Here is a 17,698-nt window from a genome sequence, read left to right as displayed (position 1 = left end):
GCCGCATGGCGCACTGTGCGTCAGGCGGCCCATGCCATCAATGATGCTCCAGCCCCTCGGCGTTGGTCAGCTCCCTTATCAGCACTGTTTGCTGTGCCTTGAAGCTGGCTTCAAATTCCCGAATGCGTCTTTCGTATTCCGGATTGTCCAGGCTGATGTTGCGCTGTTCGAATTCGTCGGTGAGTCGGGTCAGGTCAGTCCTGTAAAGATGTTCGAGTGCATCGAACCGTCCGGCATGGGTTTCGCGCAGATAGTTGATCCAGTAATCCTGCTGCTCGGCGAAGCGCAGGAATGGTTCGCCTTGTTCTCCGGACTGCACGCGAAGCAGGGCTGCCTCGAACTCACCCGGCCTGATGGCGGCGTGGGCCTGATACAACATGCCTTCTGGTGGTACGGGCAGGTCCAGCGCGCTTGCCCAGTGTATGCGATACGCCAGACGAACTTCAGCTTCATCGCGGCCCCCGGTCTGCTCTCGGGCAGCAGCATCCAGTTCGGACAGGCGATAAAGCCGGGTTGTCAGCCTGTACAGCAATGCACCTCGCTGCTCCGGCACAACATCGTGCAGTGACTGACGAATGAACACCATCACCTCCATCTGGTTGAACTCCAGCAGGATGCCGTCCGGGCAAGTGTTGTTGTCACGGAACAGCCTGAGTGGTTCTTCGGCGATAGCACTCAGGGTCATTCCCAGTTGAGGGTCCTGACTCACCGCGCCGAGTACTCGCCAGACGCGCTCCTGCAGTGCTGCCCGGTTGGCGATATTGCGATAGTCGGCACTGTGGCGCAGCGAACCGATCAGGTCCAATAGCCTTCGGTTGTAGTCGCTGGCCTCCAGTTGCTCCCAGAGCGCACGCCGCGTGGCGCTGAGCGGGTTGCTGTCGTCCAGCCAGGGTTCGGCAGTCACTGGCTCTGGAGTCGATGCCCGACTGTCTTCTGACTCGTAGTCTGATATTGATGAGTCCGAATCATGCTGCTCCGTCCAGTCCATCGCTGCGAGTTCGGGTGGCAGGTCCATGTCAAAGGTGAAAGAGCGTCCATAACGTTCTGAAAAATGTGCTCGACGCATGCTGTCTTCGGAAAGCGGGTTGTTCAGCAAGCTTATTTCCGTGTGCGCAGATTCGCTGCCGGGATTGGCTAGAATATGCTCCGGCAAGTCAGTAATCAGATTGCCCTCCAGCAGGAGCGTCCCCAGATGTGCTGGAATCATGTCATCCACCCAGGTCGGCCATTCGGTTAATCCGACGTTATTGAGTGATAGCCAGTTGAGCGCGGTATTGTTAAGGGCAGACAGATCGCTGATCACACCTATCCGGTTGCCATCCAGTTCCAGCCTTGCAAGCGTCGGAATACGGCTGAAGAAATCGATGTGCTTTTGCTCGATCACCATTCCCTGGTCAATCAGCAATAGCGAACGAAGTGATGGAAGCTCAAGCAGCGCCGGAGGCAGTTGCAGCAGCGGTGCGACATGCCCGTTCATTACCAGTGAGCTCAGATCAGTCATACGGCGCAGCAGCTGGTCCAGATCAGATCCCGTGGCCGTGACTCTGCTCAGGTGCAGATAGCGTATCTGACGATAGAAAAACTCCGGCAGCTGGCGGGGAAAGTCGGCCAGCGAAAGGTTTTCCAGGCGCAGTGGACGGTGGATTTGCCCCAGGCTGAACGCTCGCCAGTGATCGGTCAGTATCCTGCCGATCTCGCGGCGGGCTTCGATGGTCCGTTCACTCGTAATGGCCAGCGAATTTGAGGCATGTGTCCACTGATCAAGCGCGGCAGATAATTCGGCACCTTCGCGCAATTGCATGTTTATAGCGGCTTGCACAGCGAGCGGCGTGTCCATCAGGAAGCGAAACGAACAGTCGGGTACAGCCTCGTTGATGCGTGCGTGCATCACCGTATGCCTGGACAGGCTGTTGCCGCGCAAATCGATCAGGGTCTGATGCTCGGGGTTGAGGGGATTGTCGAGGATCCAGTCCGGCAGTTCGGTCAGGTTGTTATGAGCCACCGACAGCTCACGAATATTGTTCGGGATTATGTCCGTCAGCCAGGAAGGCCAGCGGTGCATGCCGACTCGTTCCAGTATCAACCGGTCAAGATGCAGCCAGCCAAGGTCCATAGGCAGCAAGCTGACCAGCCGGTTGCCGCTGAGGTTCAGCGACCTGAGATCAGGCATATCGCGCAAGTTGTCCATCTGCGCCTGATCCAGAAAAATGCTCTGGTTTATCAGTCCCAGTTCAGTAAGTTGCGGCAGCACACTGGACACTTGCTGGGGCAGGTTGAGGAAGGCCGATATCTGCGGATCCGCACCGGTGCCGGGTTCGCCGACCAGAATGAGTGAGCGCGTGTGGGGGAAGCGTTGCAGAAAGTGTCCAAGTTCGAAGCTGTTGGTCAACTGTCTGGGCAGATCCGTGGCTACCGGTGTTGAAAGCTCTGCGCCCGGGCGAACTCGAGGTTCGATCGAGATATTCTCCAGATAGAGTCCGCTCACCCGCGCGTATACAAAATCTGGCAGATGCCGTGGGAAGTCAGTCAGGGATACCTGCTGCAGATACAGTGGCTCAAGCGTTCGCCCGATTTCAGGCAGGTTATTGATGCGCCAGTGGTTCCAGATCGCCTCGCTAATACGCGCCCGGCTATCGATATGCGTCTGACTCATGGGGGGCATTGCCACGACTTCAAAGGTCCAGGCGTCAAGACTTTCCCGCAGCATCATTTGCTCGCCCAGCAGGCTGTTGAGTCGTTCATCGATAGCCCGATTATCCCTGCCTGTGTGGCGCAGGCGGCTGAGAATGTCTTCGGGGAACGCGTCTTCCAGTTCCAGCAAACGGATCTTGTCCAGCAGACTTTCATCGGTCATATGCCAGTCGGTTCTGCCGTTACCGCTCAAGGGATAACCAAGGCGGCCATCGGCCAGACGCATGGGGGACTTGGAGCCGGGTTTGAGCGCCTGCATTTTCAGCAGTGGCGCGAGAGTCTGGCGAGGCAGAGGGGTTTCCTGAATCAGAGCCTCCAGCGCCTGCCCCTGGCCGGTATGGGCAAAACCCAATTGGCTGCGCTCGGCATCGGGCAGGGCGTGAAGTACGGATGAATACAGATCGTCCAGCCCGTGCAGGTGCTGATCGTCAGCGTCACGGGTCTCATAACGATTGCCATCTTTGATCAGCACCTTGCGAACGGGAGCCTCCTGAGCCCCGATACTGTCGAGCAGTTGGCCGCCAAAGAAGCGATTGTGCACCTCCAGCCTGACCTGAGAAGGCCATTGCGCAAGGGCTTCAAGGCTGTGCAGGGCAAGGCAATCGGTATCTGCGCTGGATACCGAGGTCAGGTAAAGGCCCTCATAGGCTCGTGCCAGCCGTACTTGCTGCAAATAGGCACTGGCTTCTTCGGCCATGCGTAAGGGTACGCGGCGCTCTGTAGTGAGTTGTATCCGCTCGGCTGGCGAGGCGTGGCTGGCCAATTCCTCGACAACCAGCGGCGGCAGGCCGGAAAACGCCTGCTGGAGGGTTTGCGCGCCGTCGGTATCAGCGACTTTCAGGGCGCGGTAACGTGATTCGAACAACCAGGCTCTGGTTGTCCGGGCACGCGCCACCAATTGCGCGCGTAAAGCGATCAGCCGCGGTGCGGTGCCCGGCTGACCCGCACCGAACTCTTCGTTGAGCAGAGTCCGGATTTCGATGTTGTTCAGTTTTTCTAGGACCTGGCGCAGGGCATCTGGCTGATCGGCACGAATATGGATGTCGAGGGGGGCAGCAGCGCCAGACTGCTGCGCCGCGACGAATTTCTGGAGTGTATTGCCTTGGGCATCCACCAGCACCAGCGCGCGATTGTTCGGCCAGCCAGAGTCTTGGCTCAGCAGTTCAAGTTGAAGAGGCGCTGCTGCGTCTGCATCGTTGGCTTCCATCTGCTCTATGAAACGATCGATTTCCTGGTCCAGCCTGAAGCGGTGCGCTGTGTCTTCGAGCAATGCGGGTGGGCGGCGCTGCTCGGCCAGTGCCTGGCGCATCACGGATTCAGGTGTGTTGCTGACTTTTATGATGCGTCTGGCTGCGCTGTCGGGGAACGCTTCGCTGGAATATCCCAGCCGTCGGAACAGCGTCAGGCCTTCCATCTCCAGCGGGCGATCAAGCTCATGCAACCAGGCCCCAGCACCGTTGTGGCGCAAGGCGGGCTGGTAGCTGTCCGGACGGCTCGGGTGCTCCATCAAATAACCATCGCCGGTCGGGGCAGGGCTCACCGAATAGGTGCGTCCTTCAAGTGGCAGCCACTGCTTGCCTTGCCATGTATACAGGCCTGTGGCGTTGGGTAGCAGACCCTTTGGCAGCACGATGTCATGGCTAAAGGGTGTCAGGTCCGGTTTCCAGAGACGAGTCATTCCACCCGGTAATTCCACGGGTTTGAGGCCGTTTACGAACTCGGGCACCTGTATCGCAGGTATGCCTGCTGAGCCCGTCGCCGCAGCGCCAAGGGCCGACATCAGGGCAATATTCTCCACCACGTCGAACAGGTAGGCGAGCGCCTGCTGTTTTTCGTCCTTGGCCCAGCTTTCTATGCCCTCATAGACTTCATGGGCCAACTGAATGGCTGTGACGGCCATCATCACTTCGCCCAATACCGGAACGACAAAAGCGGCGATGTTCAAGACGTCGAAGGCTTTGTCCTTAAAATACTGCACACGCTCGTCGACAGTTTTCTGGTCCTGCGCCGCCGTTGGCACGCCATGAAACAGCGCATTGTCCTTCAACGCTGCCCGTTTGCGATCGTACAGGGCCTCCGGCAAGGGGCCTTGCAGAGGAGTCTCTCTCAGGTCCAGCCGGGCGTTTCGGTCCGCTTCACGTTCCAGCCACTGGCGCTCGAAGAACCCCCCTTTCTTGATTTTGGGGTGCAGACGCTCGGACAGCTTTTCAAACAAGGCGCTTCGATGGCGCGCCGGTATGAAACGCATGAAAAAATTCAGATATCCATCGATGAACATCCGGTCGCGCAACGAGTTTATAAACGCCTCGACCGAGTCGTATTCCTTCAATGGCGCAACCGGATCGTCTGGAATGTAGACGACAATTTTTTCTGCCTGAGTTGCCATGTCGCGGTCTTTGCCAATAACGAACGGGCCGTCAAGTTCGACATCCCCCAGGCACAGCACGCTGCAGTTGACCGGCCTGTTATCAAGTCGGACGTTTTGCTTGCCGTCGAGAATGTCCAGTAACGCGCCCTGCAATGGCGGGCTGACAAGTTCCTGCAGGGAGGCAATCTGCAGTTGAAGCCGGATGGACGATGACTGAAGTTTCAGGAAGTCCTTGCGCAGCCTGGATGCCGCAGCGTCCGCCGTTTCTTCCGGTGTCGAAGGTGCATTGAAGACGGACTCCAGGTGGGTCTGGTATTTACCGCCCAGGTCCAGCTCGCGGCACATCGCTGCGAACCCGGTCGCAGATATCGGCAAGGACTGGCCGGCGATCTGTTGACCGATGATTTCAAAGGCGGAAAACACCTGAGCCTCTATGCCCGAGTCCGAATCCATCGCGCCAGGCGCGGTTTCCCACTTTTCGAAATTCTGCAGCGCAGCCTTGAGCAGGCTCTGACAGGCGGCCCTCAAGGCAATGTTGGCTTGAGTGATGGGGTCTCGGGATGCCGCCTGGAACGACTGGTCGACCCTGGCCCGGCTGGCGTGAAACAGCCAGGTCCGGGCGACGTCGACGTCCAGACCGAAGCGGTCCTTGATCGCCGCCGTCAGAAGAGGGGTCGCGAAGTCTTCCAGTGTCGAGAGGCGATCAAGCGTCGGACGAACCTTTTGTTCATTCTGGCGATGCTCGGCATAGAGCTGCTGAAGTTTATCGACTTGCTCCAGGCTGGACGTGCGCGCGCTCGTCAGCCATTGCAAGGGGCGTCCGGAGGTTTTGCGCAGAGTTGCATGGGTTGACGGTTCTGCGTCAAGCAGCCATCGGGGTGATTTATCTTTTATAAGTTGCACATGCGGGGCGGCAGGTGCCTTGCCCGGCGAAGTTTGGTCCAGCATTGAAGTGCCTTGTCGTGAGTGAGCAGGCGACAAAGCTTACGTTTGAGGTCAGGCCGGCAAGTGCTAACTATTTATCGGCTGCACAGGTTCCTGACGTGTTGTGTTCAAGTAGTGGTGACAAGTGCCGACAAGAAGGCAGGAAAGCGGGTTAATGAGCAGGTGCGATGATTTGGTTTTTCATTCCCCGTGTACCCGTTGACGGCTGGGCTATACTCACGCCGCTTGGACCGCTCGTCGGTCCGCTTCTTGAACACGGCCCGATGCCGTCGTTGAACTCTTGAGGGCTGACTGTGAAGAACTGGACTTTGCGCCAACGGATTCTGGCGAGTTTCGCCGTCATCATCGCAATCATGCTGCTGATGGTCGTTGTATCTTATTCACGGCTGTTGTCCATCGAGTCCAGTGAGGAAGAGGTCCGTCTCGATGCGCTGCCTGGCGTCTACTACAGCACTCTGGTGCGTAGCGCGTGGGGGGAAAGTTATATCCGTACGCTGGAGCTGATTGCCGAAGGCGAAGCGCGTGCGATGACCAAGCAGGAAAAAGACCAGTTTCAGGCTTTTGACGAGAACCTGCAGGCGCAGATGGACGGCTACAAAAAGTCCATTTTCGATAACGCAGACCGCGACAGTTTTGCGCTTTTTGAAAAACGCCGCGAGGCCTACTCGCGCATGCTTGCCGAGGTCCACGCCAAGTATGATCGCGGCGATTATGCCGGTGCGCGCGCCGAGTTCTATGGCGAGGTGAACCCGGTCTGGCTCACGGGCCGCAAGCAGCTCAACGACCTGATTGTCGCCAACAAGCAGTTGGCTGATCAGGCTACCGCCAATATCGTCAATGCCGTGCTGGCTGCCAAGATCAGCATGATCCTGTCGCTGCTGGTGGCAGTGCTGGCGGCTGCGGCCTGCGGGCTGCTGCTGATGCGTTCGATCATGGCTCCGATGCAACTGATCGTGCGGATTCTGGACATCATGCGTACCGGAGATCTAAGCACCCGCCTGAACCTGTCCCGCAAGGACGAGTTCAATGCGGTCGAAACCGGCTTCAACGACATGATGACCGAGCTGACTGCGCTGGTTGCGCAGGCCCAGCGTTCTTCGGTGCAGGTAACGACTTCTGTCACTGAAATCGCTGCGACTTCCCGTCAGCAGCAGGCCACCGCTACCGAGACCGCGGCAACCACCACCGAGATCGGCGCAACCTCGCGGGAAATTGCTGCCACCTCGCGCGACCTGGTGCGAACCATGACCGAAGTCACCTCGGCAGCAGATCAGGCGTCGATTCTCGCCGGTTCCGGCCAGCAGGGGCTGGCACGCATGGAAGACACCATGCATCAGGTAATGGGCGCTGCCAACCTGGTCAACGCCAAGCTGGCGATCCTCAACGAGAAGGCCGGCAACATCAATCAGGTCGTCGTTACCATCGTCAAGGTGGCCGACCAGACCAACCTGCTGTCGCTTAACGCAGCCATCGAGGCCGAGAAGGCGGGTGAGTACGGCCGTGGTTTCGCGGTGGTCGCCACCGAAGTGCGGCGCCTCGCCGACCAGACCGCTGTCGCCACCTATGACATTGAACAAATGGTGCGGGAAATCCAGTCGGCGGTTTCCGCAGGCGTTATGGGCATGGACAAGTTTTCCGAAGAAGTGCGCCGTGGCATGTTCGAGGTCACTCAGGTCGGCGAGCAGTTGTCGCAGATCATTCAGCAGGTACAGGCGTTGGCGCCACGTGTGCTGATGGTCAATGAAGGTATGCAGGCTCAGGCTACCGGTGCCGAACAGATCAATCAGGCGCTGGTGCAACTGGCGGATGCCAGCAGCCAGACCGTCGAGTCTCTGCGTCAAGCCAGTTTCGCCATCGACGAGTTGAGTCAGGTCGCGGTCGGGCTGCGCGGTGGCGTTTCGCGATTCAAGGTCTGAACACTCCAATGACGGATCAATCGCCGAGGCGCAACGGCACGCCACTGACCACCAGCAAACTCTTTCTGCTGTTTTGCATCGGCGAAGACCGCTATGCACTGGACGCGACAGAGATTGCCGAGATCCTGCCTCGCGTGAAACTCAAGGCAATTGCCCAGGCTCCGCACTGGGTGTCGGGGATCTTTGCCCATCGCGGCGAGATCGTGCCGGTGATTGACATCAGTGCGCTGAACTCCGGTCAGCCAGCGCGCTCGCGCACCAGCACCCGCATGGTTCTGGTGCATTATCGGCACGACGACGCGCATCCGGCGCAATTACTCGGGCTGATTCTGGAGCAGGCCACCGAAACGCTGCGTTGCCCGGTGTCACAGTTCAAGGCGTACGGGCTGGACAATCGCCTGTCACCTTACCTGGGGCCGGTTCGGGAGGATGAGCAGGGGCTGCTGCAATGGATTCACGTTCAGGAACTGTTGAGCGAGCCGGTTCGCGAGTTGTTGTACCCGGTGCCGCCAATCGACCTTGAACTGCTTGAGGACGCGCCATGAAGGTCGACGATTCACGCTTCTTCAGCTTTCTCAAGGAGCGTATCGGGCTGGATGTGACCTCGGTCGGCGAGGCGATCATCGAGCGTGCCTTGCGTCAGCGTGCGACGGCCGCCCATTGCCCCGACAGTGATGCGTACTGGCATCTTCTGGTGTCATCGCCTCAAGAACAGCAGGCGCTGATCGAGGCGGTGATCGTTCCCGAAACCTGGTTTTTTCGCTACCCGGAATCGTTCGTCACACTGGGCATGCTGGCCCGTGAACGTATAGCCAGCCTTGCCGGTGTGCGCCCGTTGCGTATTCTCAGCCTGCCGTGCTCGACCGGCGAGGAACCCTATTCGATTGCCATGGCGTTATTCGATGCGGGAGTCGATGCCAGGCAGTTCAAGGTTGATGCCATTGATATCAGCCCTGTTTCGATTGCCAAGGCCGAGCACGGCATCTATGGCAAGAACTCGTTCCGGGGCAGCGACACCGGTTTTCGCGAGCGGTATTTCAACCCGGTCGCTGACGGGTTTGAAATCGCCGACAGTGTGCGCGCCTGTGTGAGTTTTCAGGCTGGCAACCTGCTCGATCCGAAACTGGCTTCGCAGGTCGCCTATGACATCGTTTTCTGCCGCAATCTGGTGATCTATTTTGATCGGCAGACCCAGCAACATGTGTTCAAGGTCCTCAAGCAACTGACCCGGGAAGACGGCCTGCTGTTCATCGGGCCGGCGGAGGGCAACCTGCTGGCAGGTATTGGCATGCGCTCGATCGGTATTGCGCAATCATTTGCCTTCCGGCATGCGCCAATCGAACCGACAGCTCCGGCTCCGGCTTGGACCCCGGCTCCGGTAGCCGCCCCGGTTGCACCGCGCCCGGCCCCCGATGCACCTGCCAGAGCGCCTGCGCCACGACCTGTCGCACGAACGTCCGCAGCGTTTGCGCCCATCGTCAAGCCGGTTGCTGTCACTGGCAATAGCGAGGTTTCGGCGCTGCTCGACAGGATTGCCGGCCTGGCCAACGAAGGCAAAAGTGCCGAGGCGCGGGCTGCCTGCGAGCGCTATCTGCAACAGCATGAGCCGGTTGCACAGGTGTTTTACTGGCTGGGCCTGCTCAGCGAAGTAGAAGGCAGCGTGGCGCAGGCTCAGGGTTTCTATCGCAAGGCGTTGTACCTGCAACCGCAGCACTCCGAATCGCTGGCCCAACTGGCTGCGTTGCTGGCCGCCCAGGGCGACAGTGCCGGGGCCCGGCGCTTGCAGGACCGCGCTGCACGTGGCGCGAATAAACAAGGAAACCATTGATGACGGGTGTGTCCGGTTTTTCCAGTCTTACCCATGACCAAGCCCTGGATATCGATGACTGCTGGAACCGTATCGGTATTCACGGTGATCGTTCCTGCCCGTTGCTTGGAGAGCACATCCACTGTCGCAACTGCGCGGTTTATTCTGCGGCGGCCACTCGTCTGCTGGACCGCTACGCACTGGCCCAGGAATCGCATGAGCAGTTTCAGGGCTCTGTATTGCTGCGGGACATACAGACCCGCTCCATCCTGGTATTTCGTCTTGGCGAAGAGTGGCTGGGGCTGGCTTCCCGCTGCCTCTCGGAGGTCGCCCCCAGCCAGACCATCCATTCGCTGCCGCACCAGCGCTCGCGTGCGATGCTGGGTGTCGCCAACGTACGGGGTGCTCTGGTAGCGTGCATATCGCTGGTCGAGCTGCTAGGGCTGGACAGCAATGCAGCGAGTGACCAGTCGGCGCGGGTGGTTCCACGCATGTTGATCGTTGCCGCTGAAGGCGGCCCGGTCGTGGTACCGGTGGACGAGGTAGACGGCATTCACGCCATTGACGAGCGTGAGCTGGAAGCCGCTTCTGCGTCCGGTACTCATGCCAACGCCCGCTTCACTCGCGGCGTTCTGCAATGGAAGGGCCGCAGCCTGCGTTGGCTGGACGAAGAAGAGTTGTTGTCGGCGGTGCACCGGAGCCTTACATGACGCCAGATCAAATGCGTGACGCCTCACTGTTTGAACTGTTCACGCTGGAAGCCGATGCGCAGACCCAGGTATTGAGTGCGGGCCTGCTGGCGCTTGAGCGTAACCCGACCCAGGCGGATCAGCTGGAAGCCTGCATGCGGGCGGCACATTCGCTCAAGGGCGCGGCGCGCATTGTCGGCGTCGATTTCGGTGTGAGCGTTGCGCATGTGATGGAAGACTGTCTGGTCAGCGCGCAAGAAGGCCGTCTATTGCTGCAGGCCGAGCACATTGATGCGCTGCTGTCCGGCACTGACCTGTTGATGCGTATCGCTACGCCAGGCGGTAATAGCGTCGGTCAGCCCGATATCGACAGTTATGTTGAAAGGCTCAACGCGCTGCTGGCCTCCGGTGCTGGCGCAGCGCGCACGGTCAATACGCCGCTGCCTGACCCGGCTTCGGACGCATTGCTGGCCAGCGCGATGCAGCAGCTTGAGTCTTCAGCCCAAGGGGCTGAGCCAGTAATCAACCCTGCCCCTGATCCACTGACAGCAGAGCCGCGTCCGCCATCCAGGTCCGCCGCCAAGCCGGCTCCGGCTCCGGCTCCGGAACCGGAAGCACCTTTTACCCCCTTGCGTGAACGTCGAGTGGCCGAGGGCGGCGAGCGTGTTTTGCGGGTCACTGCCGAGCGTTTGAACGGGCTATTGGACATGTCCAGCAAATCGCTGGTCGAGACCCAGCGACTCAAGCCGCTGTTGGCCGGTATGCAGCGCCTCAAACGCTTGCAAAGCAGCAGCGACCGCGCGCTTGAAGTGCTGGGTGCGAGCTTTGGCGAAGAAGGCCCCCCGGCTGATGTGCAAAAAGCCCTGGAAGATGCACGCAACCTGTTGTCCCAGGCGCAACAGGTGCTGGTCCAGCAAACCGCAGAGCTGGATGAGTTTGGCTGGCAGTCGGCGCAGCGCGCGCAGCTGCTGTATGACACCGCACTGGCCTGCCGCATGCGGCCCTTCGCCGATGTGCTGAACGGTCAGGCGCGCATGGTCCGCGATCTGGGGCGTGAGTTGGGTAAACAGGTACGTCTGCAGATCGAAGGGGAGAAGACCCAGGTCGACCGCGATGTACTGGAAAAGCTTGATGCGCCGCTGACCCATCTGTTGCGCAACGCGGTGGACCACGGCATCGAGTCGCCCGAAAAACGCGCGGCGTCGGGCAAGGACCCTGAAGGTCTGATTCGTCTGCAGGCATCGCATCAGGCTGGTTTGCTGGTCGTTGAGTTGAGTGACGACGGTGGCGGCGTAGACCTGGAGCGTTTGCGCCAGAGCATTGTTGAACGCAAGCTTTCGCCAGCAGAAACCGCCGCGCAGTTGAGCGAGGAGGAACTGCTGAGTTTTCTGTTTCTGCCGGGTTTCAGCATGCGCGACAAGGTCACGCAAATTTCCGGTCGTGGTGTCGGGCTTGATGCTGTGCAGCATATGGTTCGCCAGATGCACGGCAGTGTCGAGCTGCAGCAGTGGACGGGCGAGGGCAGTCGTTTCAGGATTGAAATGCCGCTGACGCTTTCAGTAGTGCGTAGCCTGGTGGTGGAAGTGGGCGGAGAAGCCTATGCCTTCCCTCTGGCCCATATCGAGCGCATGCGCGACTTGCAGCCGAATGATATTTTGCAACTGGAAGGGCGTCAGCACTTCTGGGATGAAGAGCGCCATGTCGGTCTGGTCTCGGCCAGTCAGTTATTGAATCGGCCGCCCGCCCAGAATGCCGGCGAAGCGCTCAAGGTTGTGGTTATTCGCGAGCGTGATGCAGTTTATGGCGTAGCCGTCGAACGCTTCATCGGTGAGCGTACGCTGGTGGTGATGCCGCTCGATGCGCGGCTGGGCAAGGTTCAGGACGTTTCGGCGGGGGCCTTGCTCGATGACGGTTCGGTGGTGTTGATCGTTGATGTAGAAGACATGCTGCGCTCGGTGGAAAAACTCCTGAATACCGGACGCCTGGAGCGTATTGACCGGCGCAACCGTCAGGTCGACCATGTATCGCGTAAACGGGTTCTCGTGGTCGATGACTCTTTGACTGTTCGCGAGCTGGAACGCAAGCTGCTGGTCGGTCGCGGTTACGAAGTGTCGGTTGCCGTGGACGGGATGGACGGCTGGAATGCCCTGCGTGCCGGTGACTTCGACCTGCTCATCACCGACATCGACATGCCGCGCATGGACGGTATAGAACTGGTGACGTTGCTGCGCCGTGATACCCGTTTGCAGTCATTGCCGGTCATGGTTGTTTCCTACAAGGATCGTGAAGAAGACCGACGCCGCGGCCTGGACGCCGGAGCGGATTACTACCTGGCCAAAGCCAGTTTCCACGATGATGCCTTGCTCGACGCTGTTGTCGAATTGATAGGAGACGCGCAAGGATGAAGATTGCCATCGTCAACGACATGCCCATGGCCATCGAAGCCCTGCGTCGCGCGCTGGCCTTCGAGCCCGCGCACCAGATCATATGGGTGGCGTCCAATGGTGCCGATGCCGTGCAGCGCTGCGTCGAGCAGACCCCGGACCTGATCCTGATGGACCTGATCATGCCGGTGATGGATGGCGTAGAGGCCACCCGTCGGATCATGGCCGAAACACCCTGCGCTATTGTCATCGTGACCGTCGACCGCGAGCAGAACATGCGTCGCGTATTCGAAGCGATGGGGCATGGTGCGCTGGATGTGGTGGATACGCCTGCCATCGGCGGTCCTAACCCCAAAGAGGCGGCAGCACCCCTGCTGCGCAAGATACTCAATATCGACTGGCTGATCGGTCAGCGTGTCGGCCGCGAGCATGTGGTGGCTGCGCCGAGATCGGAGCCGGCGAGGCGCGACAGGCTCGTTGCCATCGGCTCCTCGGCGGGCGGCCCCGCGGCGCTGGAGATCCTCCTGAAGGGGCTTCCGGTGAGCTTTCCGGCAGCGATCGTCCTTGTGCAGCATGTTGATCAGGTGTTCGCGGCCGGTATGGCGGAGTGGTTGAGTTCCGCTTCCGGCCTACCCGTGCGGTTGGCAAAGGAAGGCGAAACGCCGCAGCCAGGGGTGGTGCTGCTGGCCGGAACCAATCATCATATTCGTTTGCTCAAGGACGGTACGCTGGCGTATACCGCAGAGCCAGTGAATGAAGTCTACAGGCCCTCGATCGATGTGTTTTTCGAGAGCGTAACCCGTTATTGGAGTGGTGAGGCAGTCGGCGTTCTACTGACCGGCATGGGGCGCGATGGTGCGCAGGGACTCAAGGCAATGCGGGAGCGAGGTTTTCTGACCATCGCCCAGGATCAGGCCAGTTCTGCTGTGTATGGCATGCCCAAAGCGGCTGCAGCCATTGATGCTGCTGTTGAGATACGTCCGCTGCCCGCCATTGCCCCTCGCTTGGTCGAGGTATTTACTCAATGACTGCTCAGGTGCATTCACCTGTGGTCGGCGATCAGGAGAAACACTATGCATGACCTGCAGACGGATGAGATCAAGACCCCGGATGAGAACACCGCCATGGTGCTTCTGGTTGATGATCAGGCCATGATTGGCGAGGCTGTCCGGCGTGGGCTGGCTGGCCACGAATCGATCGACTTCCACTTTTGCGCCGACCCGCATCAGGCAATTGCCCAGGCCGTGCAGATCAAACCGACCGTGATTCTTCAGGATCTGGTCATGCCGGGCCTGGACGGTCTGACGCTGGTTCGCGAGTACCGCAGCAACCCGTTGACCCGCGATATCCCGATCATCGTGTTGTCCACCAAGGAAGACCCGCTGATCAAGAGCGCCGCATTCTCGGCCGGGGCCAACGATTATCTGGTCAAACTGCCGGACAACATCGAACTGGTGGCGCGCATTCGCTACCACTCGCGCTCCTATATGACACTGCTGCAGCGTGACGAGGCCTATCGTGCCCTGCGGGTCAGCCAGCAACAGTTGCTTGACACCAATCTGGTGCTGCAACGCCTTATGAACTCCGATGGCCTGACGGGGCTGTCCAATCGCCGCCATTTCGATGAGTACCTCGAGCTGGAGTGGCGGCGTGCCATTCGCGATCAGGCGCAGTTGTCGCTGCTGATGATCGATGTCGACTACTTCAAGGCTTACAACGACAACTTCGGGCACCTGGAGGGCGACGAGGCCCTGCGTCAGGTGGCGAAAGCCATCCGCAACAGTTGCAGTCGCCCGTCCGACTTGCCCGCGCGCTACGGCGGCGAGGAGTTTGCCATGGTCCTGCCCAATACCTCTCCGGGCGGGGCGCGTCTGCTGGCTGAAAAACTGCGCCAGAGCGTGTCAGGCATGAATATCCCGCATATCGCTCCAACGCCGGGTTCCAGCCTTACCGTAAGTATTGGCGTCGCTACCGTGACGCCGCAGGTCGGGATGCACAGCCGTCAGCTGATTCTGGATGCCGACAAGGGGCTTTATCTGGCCAAGAACAATGGACGCAATCAGGTTGCGGCAGGCTGACGCCGCCAGTGACCGGTAAAATAGGCCTCACAACGCCTGCTCGACGGGCTGCTTTCGTGGTCTTGCCTGGGGTATACTCGTCGGCTTTGAAAATTTCGCCTGCGAGTGCTGCCTACCATGGAAATCAACCCGATCCTAAACAGCATCAAGGATTTGTCCGAGCGCTCCGAAACCATTCGGGGGTATCTTTGACTACGATCACAAACATGATCGTCTGACCGAAGTCAACCGCGAGCTCGAAGATCCAAACGTCTGGAACAACCCGACCTACGCCCAGGAACTGGGGCGTGAGCGCTCCCTGCTGGCGCAGATCGTAGAAACCCTGGACGAAATGTCCTCGGGTCTGGCCGATGCCAAAGACCTGTTGCTGATGTCTGCCGAAGAAGAAGACCAGGCCGCCGTCGATGACGTCGCTGCCGAAGTCGAGCGCCTGCGCGAATCGCTGGAAAAGCTCGAATTCCGTCGCATGTTCAGTGGCGAGATGGACCCCAACAACGCCTACCTGGATATCCAGGCCGGTTCCGGCGGCACCGAAGCGCAGGACTGGGCCAACATTCTGCTGCGCATGTACCTGCGTTGGGCTGACAAGCGCGGTTTCGACGCCACCATCATGGAGCTGTCTGCCGGTGAAGTCGCTGGTATCAAGGGCGCTACCGTGCACATCAAGGGTGAATACGCCTTTGGCTGGCTGCGTACCGAGATCGGCGTTCACCGTCTGGTGCGCAAGAGCCCGTTCGACTCCGGCAACCGTCGCCACACCTCGTTCTCGGCCGTGTTCGTTTCGCCAGAAATCGATGACAACATCGAAATCGACATCAACCCGTCGGACCTGCGCATCGATACCTACCGCTCCTCCGGGGCCGGTGGTCAGCACGTAAACACCACAGACTCGGCGGTTCGTATCACCCACGTTCCGACCAACACCGTGGTCAGTTGCCAGAACGAACGTTCCCAGCATGCGAACAAGGACACCGCCATGAAAATGCTGCGGGCCCGTTTGTATGAGCAGGAAGTGCAGAAGCGCAATGCAGCGTCCCAGGCGCTCGAAGACACCAAGTCCGATATCGGTTGGGGTCATCAGATTCGTTCCTATGTACTGGACGCCTCGCGTATCAAGGACCTGCGGACCAACATCGAACGCAGCGACTGCGACAAGGTGCTTGATGGCGATATCGACGAATACCTGATCGCGAGCCTCAAGCAAGGGCTGTAAACCGTCAGCCGACACCTCAAGTCCCTCGTCGCAAGACGAGGGCGAACCTGTGATGGAATATTTAAAGACATGAGCGACCAACAACTCGACCCGCAAGCCCTGCAACAGGAAGAAAACACCCTGATCGCTCTGCGCAAGGAAAAGCTTGCTGCAGGCCGTGCCAAGGGTCAGGCCTTCCCCAACGACTTCCGCCGCGACAGCTACTGCAACGACTTGCAGAAACAGTACGTCGACAAGACCAAGGAAGAACTGGCAGAGGCAGCGATTCCGGTCAAGGTCGCCGGTCGCATCATGCTCAACCGTGGCTCTTTCATGGTGATCCAGGACATGACCGGGCGTATCCAGGTCTATGTCAACCGCAAGACCCTGCCTGAAGAAACCCTGGCCGAGGTAAAAACCTGGGACCTGGGCGACATCATTGCTGCCGAAGGCACCCTGGCACGCTCCGGCAAGGGCGACCTGTACGTCGAGATGACCACCGTTCGCCTGCTGACCAAGTCGCTGCGTCCGCTGCCCGACAAGCACCATGGCCTGACCGACACCGAGCAGCGCTATCGCCAGCGTTACGTCGACCTGATCGTCAACGAAGACGTGCGTGAGACCTTCCGTGTGCGCTCGCAGGTTATCGCTCACATCCGCAGCTTCCTGATGAAGCGTGACTTCCTTGAAGTCGAAACGCCGATGTTGCAGACCATCCCCGGCGGTGCGGCAGCCAAGCCGTTCGAAACCCATCACAACGCGCTGGACATGGAAATGTTCCTGCGCATTGCGCCGGAGCTGTACCTCAAGCGTCTGGTGGTCGGTGGTTTCGAGAAAGTCTTCGAGATCAACCGCAACTTCCGTAACGAGGGCGTTTCGACCCGGCACAACCCCGAGTTCACCATGCTCGAGTTCTACCAGGCCTACGCCGATTACGAAGACAACATGGACCTGACCGAGGAGCTGTTCCGCGAACTGGCTCAACTGGTTCTGGGCACCACCGACGTGCCTTACGGCGACAAGGTGTTCCACTTCGGCGAACCGTTTGTGCGCCTTTCGGTGTTCGACTCGATCCTCAAGTACAACCCGGATCTGACCGCTGCCGATCTGCAGGACGTCGACAAGGCTCGTGCCATTGCCAAAAAGGCCGGTGCCAAGGTGCTCGGCTTCGAAGGCCTGGGCAAATTGCAGGTGATGATTTTCGAAGAGCTGGTCGAGCACAAGCTGGAACAGCCGCACTTCATTACTCAGTACCCGTTCGAAGTGTCTCCGCTGGCTCGTCGCAATGACGAAAACCCGAGCGTAACCGACCGTTTCGAGTTGTTCATCGGCGGCCGTGAAATCGCCAACGCCTATTCCGAGCTCAACGACGCCGAAGATCAGGCCGAACGCTTCCAGGCTCAGGTAGCCGACAAGGATGCCGGTGACGACGAAGCCATGCACTACGACGCCGACTTTGTGCGTGCGCTGGAATACGGCATGCCGCCCACTGCGGGTGAAGGCATCGGCATCGATCGGTTGGTGATGCTGCTCACCGACTCGCCTTCGATCCGCGATGTCATTCTGTTCCCGCACATGCGCCCGCAAGCGTAATCAATGAAAAAATAGCCGCCTTCAATGAGCGGCTT

9 protein-coding genes and 2 pseudogenes are annotated in these 17,698 nt (G+C 59.4%); 10 read left to right on the top strand and 1 reads right to left on the bottom strand.

Annotated elements, in window-relative coordinates; all coding sequences use genetic code 11:
- Positions 1 to 37: 37 nt before the first annotated feature.
- Positions 38 to 6,007 carry an NEL-type E3 ubiquitin ligase domain-containing protein gene (locus RYB66_RS05555; RefSeq protein ID WP_316893959.1) on the bottom strand — a complete coding sequence of 1,990 codons (5,970 nt, stop codon included), beginning with the start codon at positions 6,005 to 6,007 and terminating at the stop codon, positions 38 to 40.
- 290 nt (positions 6,008 to 6,297) lie between these two features.
- Between RYB66_RS05555 and RYB66_RS05550 the strand changes: the two genes are divergently transcribed.
- From RYB66_RS05550 to lysS, 10 genes and pseudogenes are all read left to right on the top strand, one after another.
- Entirely contained in the window at positions 6,298 to 7,920 is a 1,623-nt protein-coding gene (locus RYB66_RS05550) for a methyl-accepting chemotaxis protein (protein WP_004657990.1), read from the top strand.
- A gap of 8 nt (positions 7,921 to 7,928) precedes the next feature.
- Entirely contained in the window at positions 7,929 to 8,465 is a 537-nt protein-coding gene (locus RYB66_RS05545; protein WP_005743398.1) for a chemotaxis protein CheW, read from the top strand.
- Positions 8,462 to 9,748, top strand: a complete 1,287-nt coding sequence (locus RYB66_RS05540) for a CheR family methyltransferase (protein WP_004666044.1) — start codon at positions 8,462 to 8,464, stop codon at positions 9,746 to 9,748. Before RYB66_RS05545 ends, RYB66_RS05540 begins: the two co-directional genes overlap by 4 nt.
- Positions 9,748 to 10,437 (top strand): chemotaxis protein CheW, encoded by a 690-nt coding sequence (locus tag RYB66_RS05535; protein ID WP_005743400.1) that lies wholly within the window; start codon positions 9,748 to 9,750, stop codon positions 10,435 to 10,437. Before RYB66_RS05540 ends, RYB66_RS05535 begins: the two co-directional genes overlap by 1 nt.
- Positions 10,434 to 10,920, top strand: a pseudogene (locus tag RYB66_RS26530) (Hpt domain-containing protein); the annotation flags it as partial. The gene RYB66_RS05535 and the pseudogene RYB66_RS26530, both read left to right, overlap by 4 nt.
- 77 nt (positions 10,921 to 10,997) lie before the next feature.
- Positions 10,998 to 12,821 (top strand): annotated as a pseudogene (locus RYB66_RS05530) (hybrid sensor histidine kinase/response regulator); the annotation flags it as partial.
- On the top strand, positions 12,818 to 13,828 hold the full coding sequence (locus tag RYB66_RS05525; protein WP_004666042.1) for a chemotaxis response regulator protein-glutamate methylesterase: 1,011 nt from the start codon (positions 12,818 to 12,820) through the stop codon (positions 13,826 to 13,828). The pseudogene RYB66_RS05530 and the gene RYB66_RS05525, both read left to right, overlap by 4 nt.
- A gap of 45 nt (positions 13,829 to 13,873) precedes the next feature.
- Positions 13,874 to 14,878 carry a PleD family two-component system response regulator gene (locus RYB66_RS05520; RefSeq protein ID WP_002554762.1) on the top strand — a complete coding sequence of 335 codons (1,005 nt, stop codon included), beginning with the start codon at positions 13,874 to 13,876 and terminating at the stop codon, positions 14,876 to 14,878.
- A gap of 117 nt (positions 14,879 to 14,995) precedes the next feature.
- Positions 14,996 to 16,091, top strand: a protein-coding gene (gene prfB / locus RYB66_RS05515) for a peptide chain release factor 2 (protein WP_099259081.1) whose coding sequence is annotated in 2 segments (ribosomal slippage) — positions 14,996 to 15,067 and positions 15,069 to 16,091 — 1,095 coding nt in all. Because the reading frame shifts where the segments join, the coding sequence is not laid out codon by codon here.
- A gap of 69 nt (positions 16,092 to 16,160) precedes the next feature.
- Entirely contained in the window at positions 16,161 to 17,663 is a 1,503-nt protein-coding gene (gene lysS, locus RYB66_RS05510) for a lysine--tRNA ligase (RefSeq protein WP_005732488.1), read from the top strand.
- The last annotated feature ends 35 nt before the right edge of the window (positions 17,664 to 17,698 follow it).

The sequence above is a fragment of the Pseudomonas syringae group sp. 243L2 genome, assembly GCF_032587875.1.
GTDB lineage: Bacteria > Pseudomonadota > Gammaproteobacteria > Pseudomonadales > Pseudomonadaceae > Aquipseudomonas > Aquipseudomonas amygdali.
This window is presented reverse-complemented; position numbering and strand designations above follow the sequence as displayed.

Bases quoted from the DNA above. Each gene is read 5' to 3' on its own strand.
- RYB66_RS05520 (WP_002554762.1), top strand. From the start codon at position 13,874: ATGCATGACCTGCAGACGGATGAGATCAAGACCCCGGATGAGAACACC.
- RYB66_RS05545 (WP_005743398.1), top strand. From the start codon at position 7,929: ATGACGGATCAATCGCCGAGGCGCAACGGCACGCCACTGACCACCAGC.
- RYB66_RS05535 (WP_005743400.1), top strand. From the start codon at position 9,748: ATGACGGGTGTGTCCGGTTTTTCCAGTCTTACCCATGACCAAGCCCTG.
- RYB66_RS05525 (WP_004666042.1), top strand. From the start codon at position 12,818: ATGAAGATTGCCATCGTCAACGACATGCCCATGGCCATCGAAGCCCTG.
- RYB66_RS05540 (WP_004666044.1), top strand. From the start codon at position 8,462: ATGAAGGTCGACGATTCACGCTTCTTCAGCTTTCTCAAGGAGCGTATC.
- lysS (WP_005732488.1), top strand. From the start codon at position 16,161: ATGAGCGACCAACAACTCGACCCGCAAGCCCTGCAACAGGAAGAAAAC.
- RYB66_RS05555 (WP_316893959.1), bottom strand. From the start codon at position 6,007: ATGCTGGACCAAACTTCGCCGGGCAAGGCACCTGCCGCCCCGCATGTG.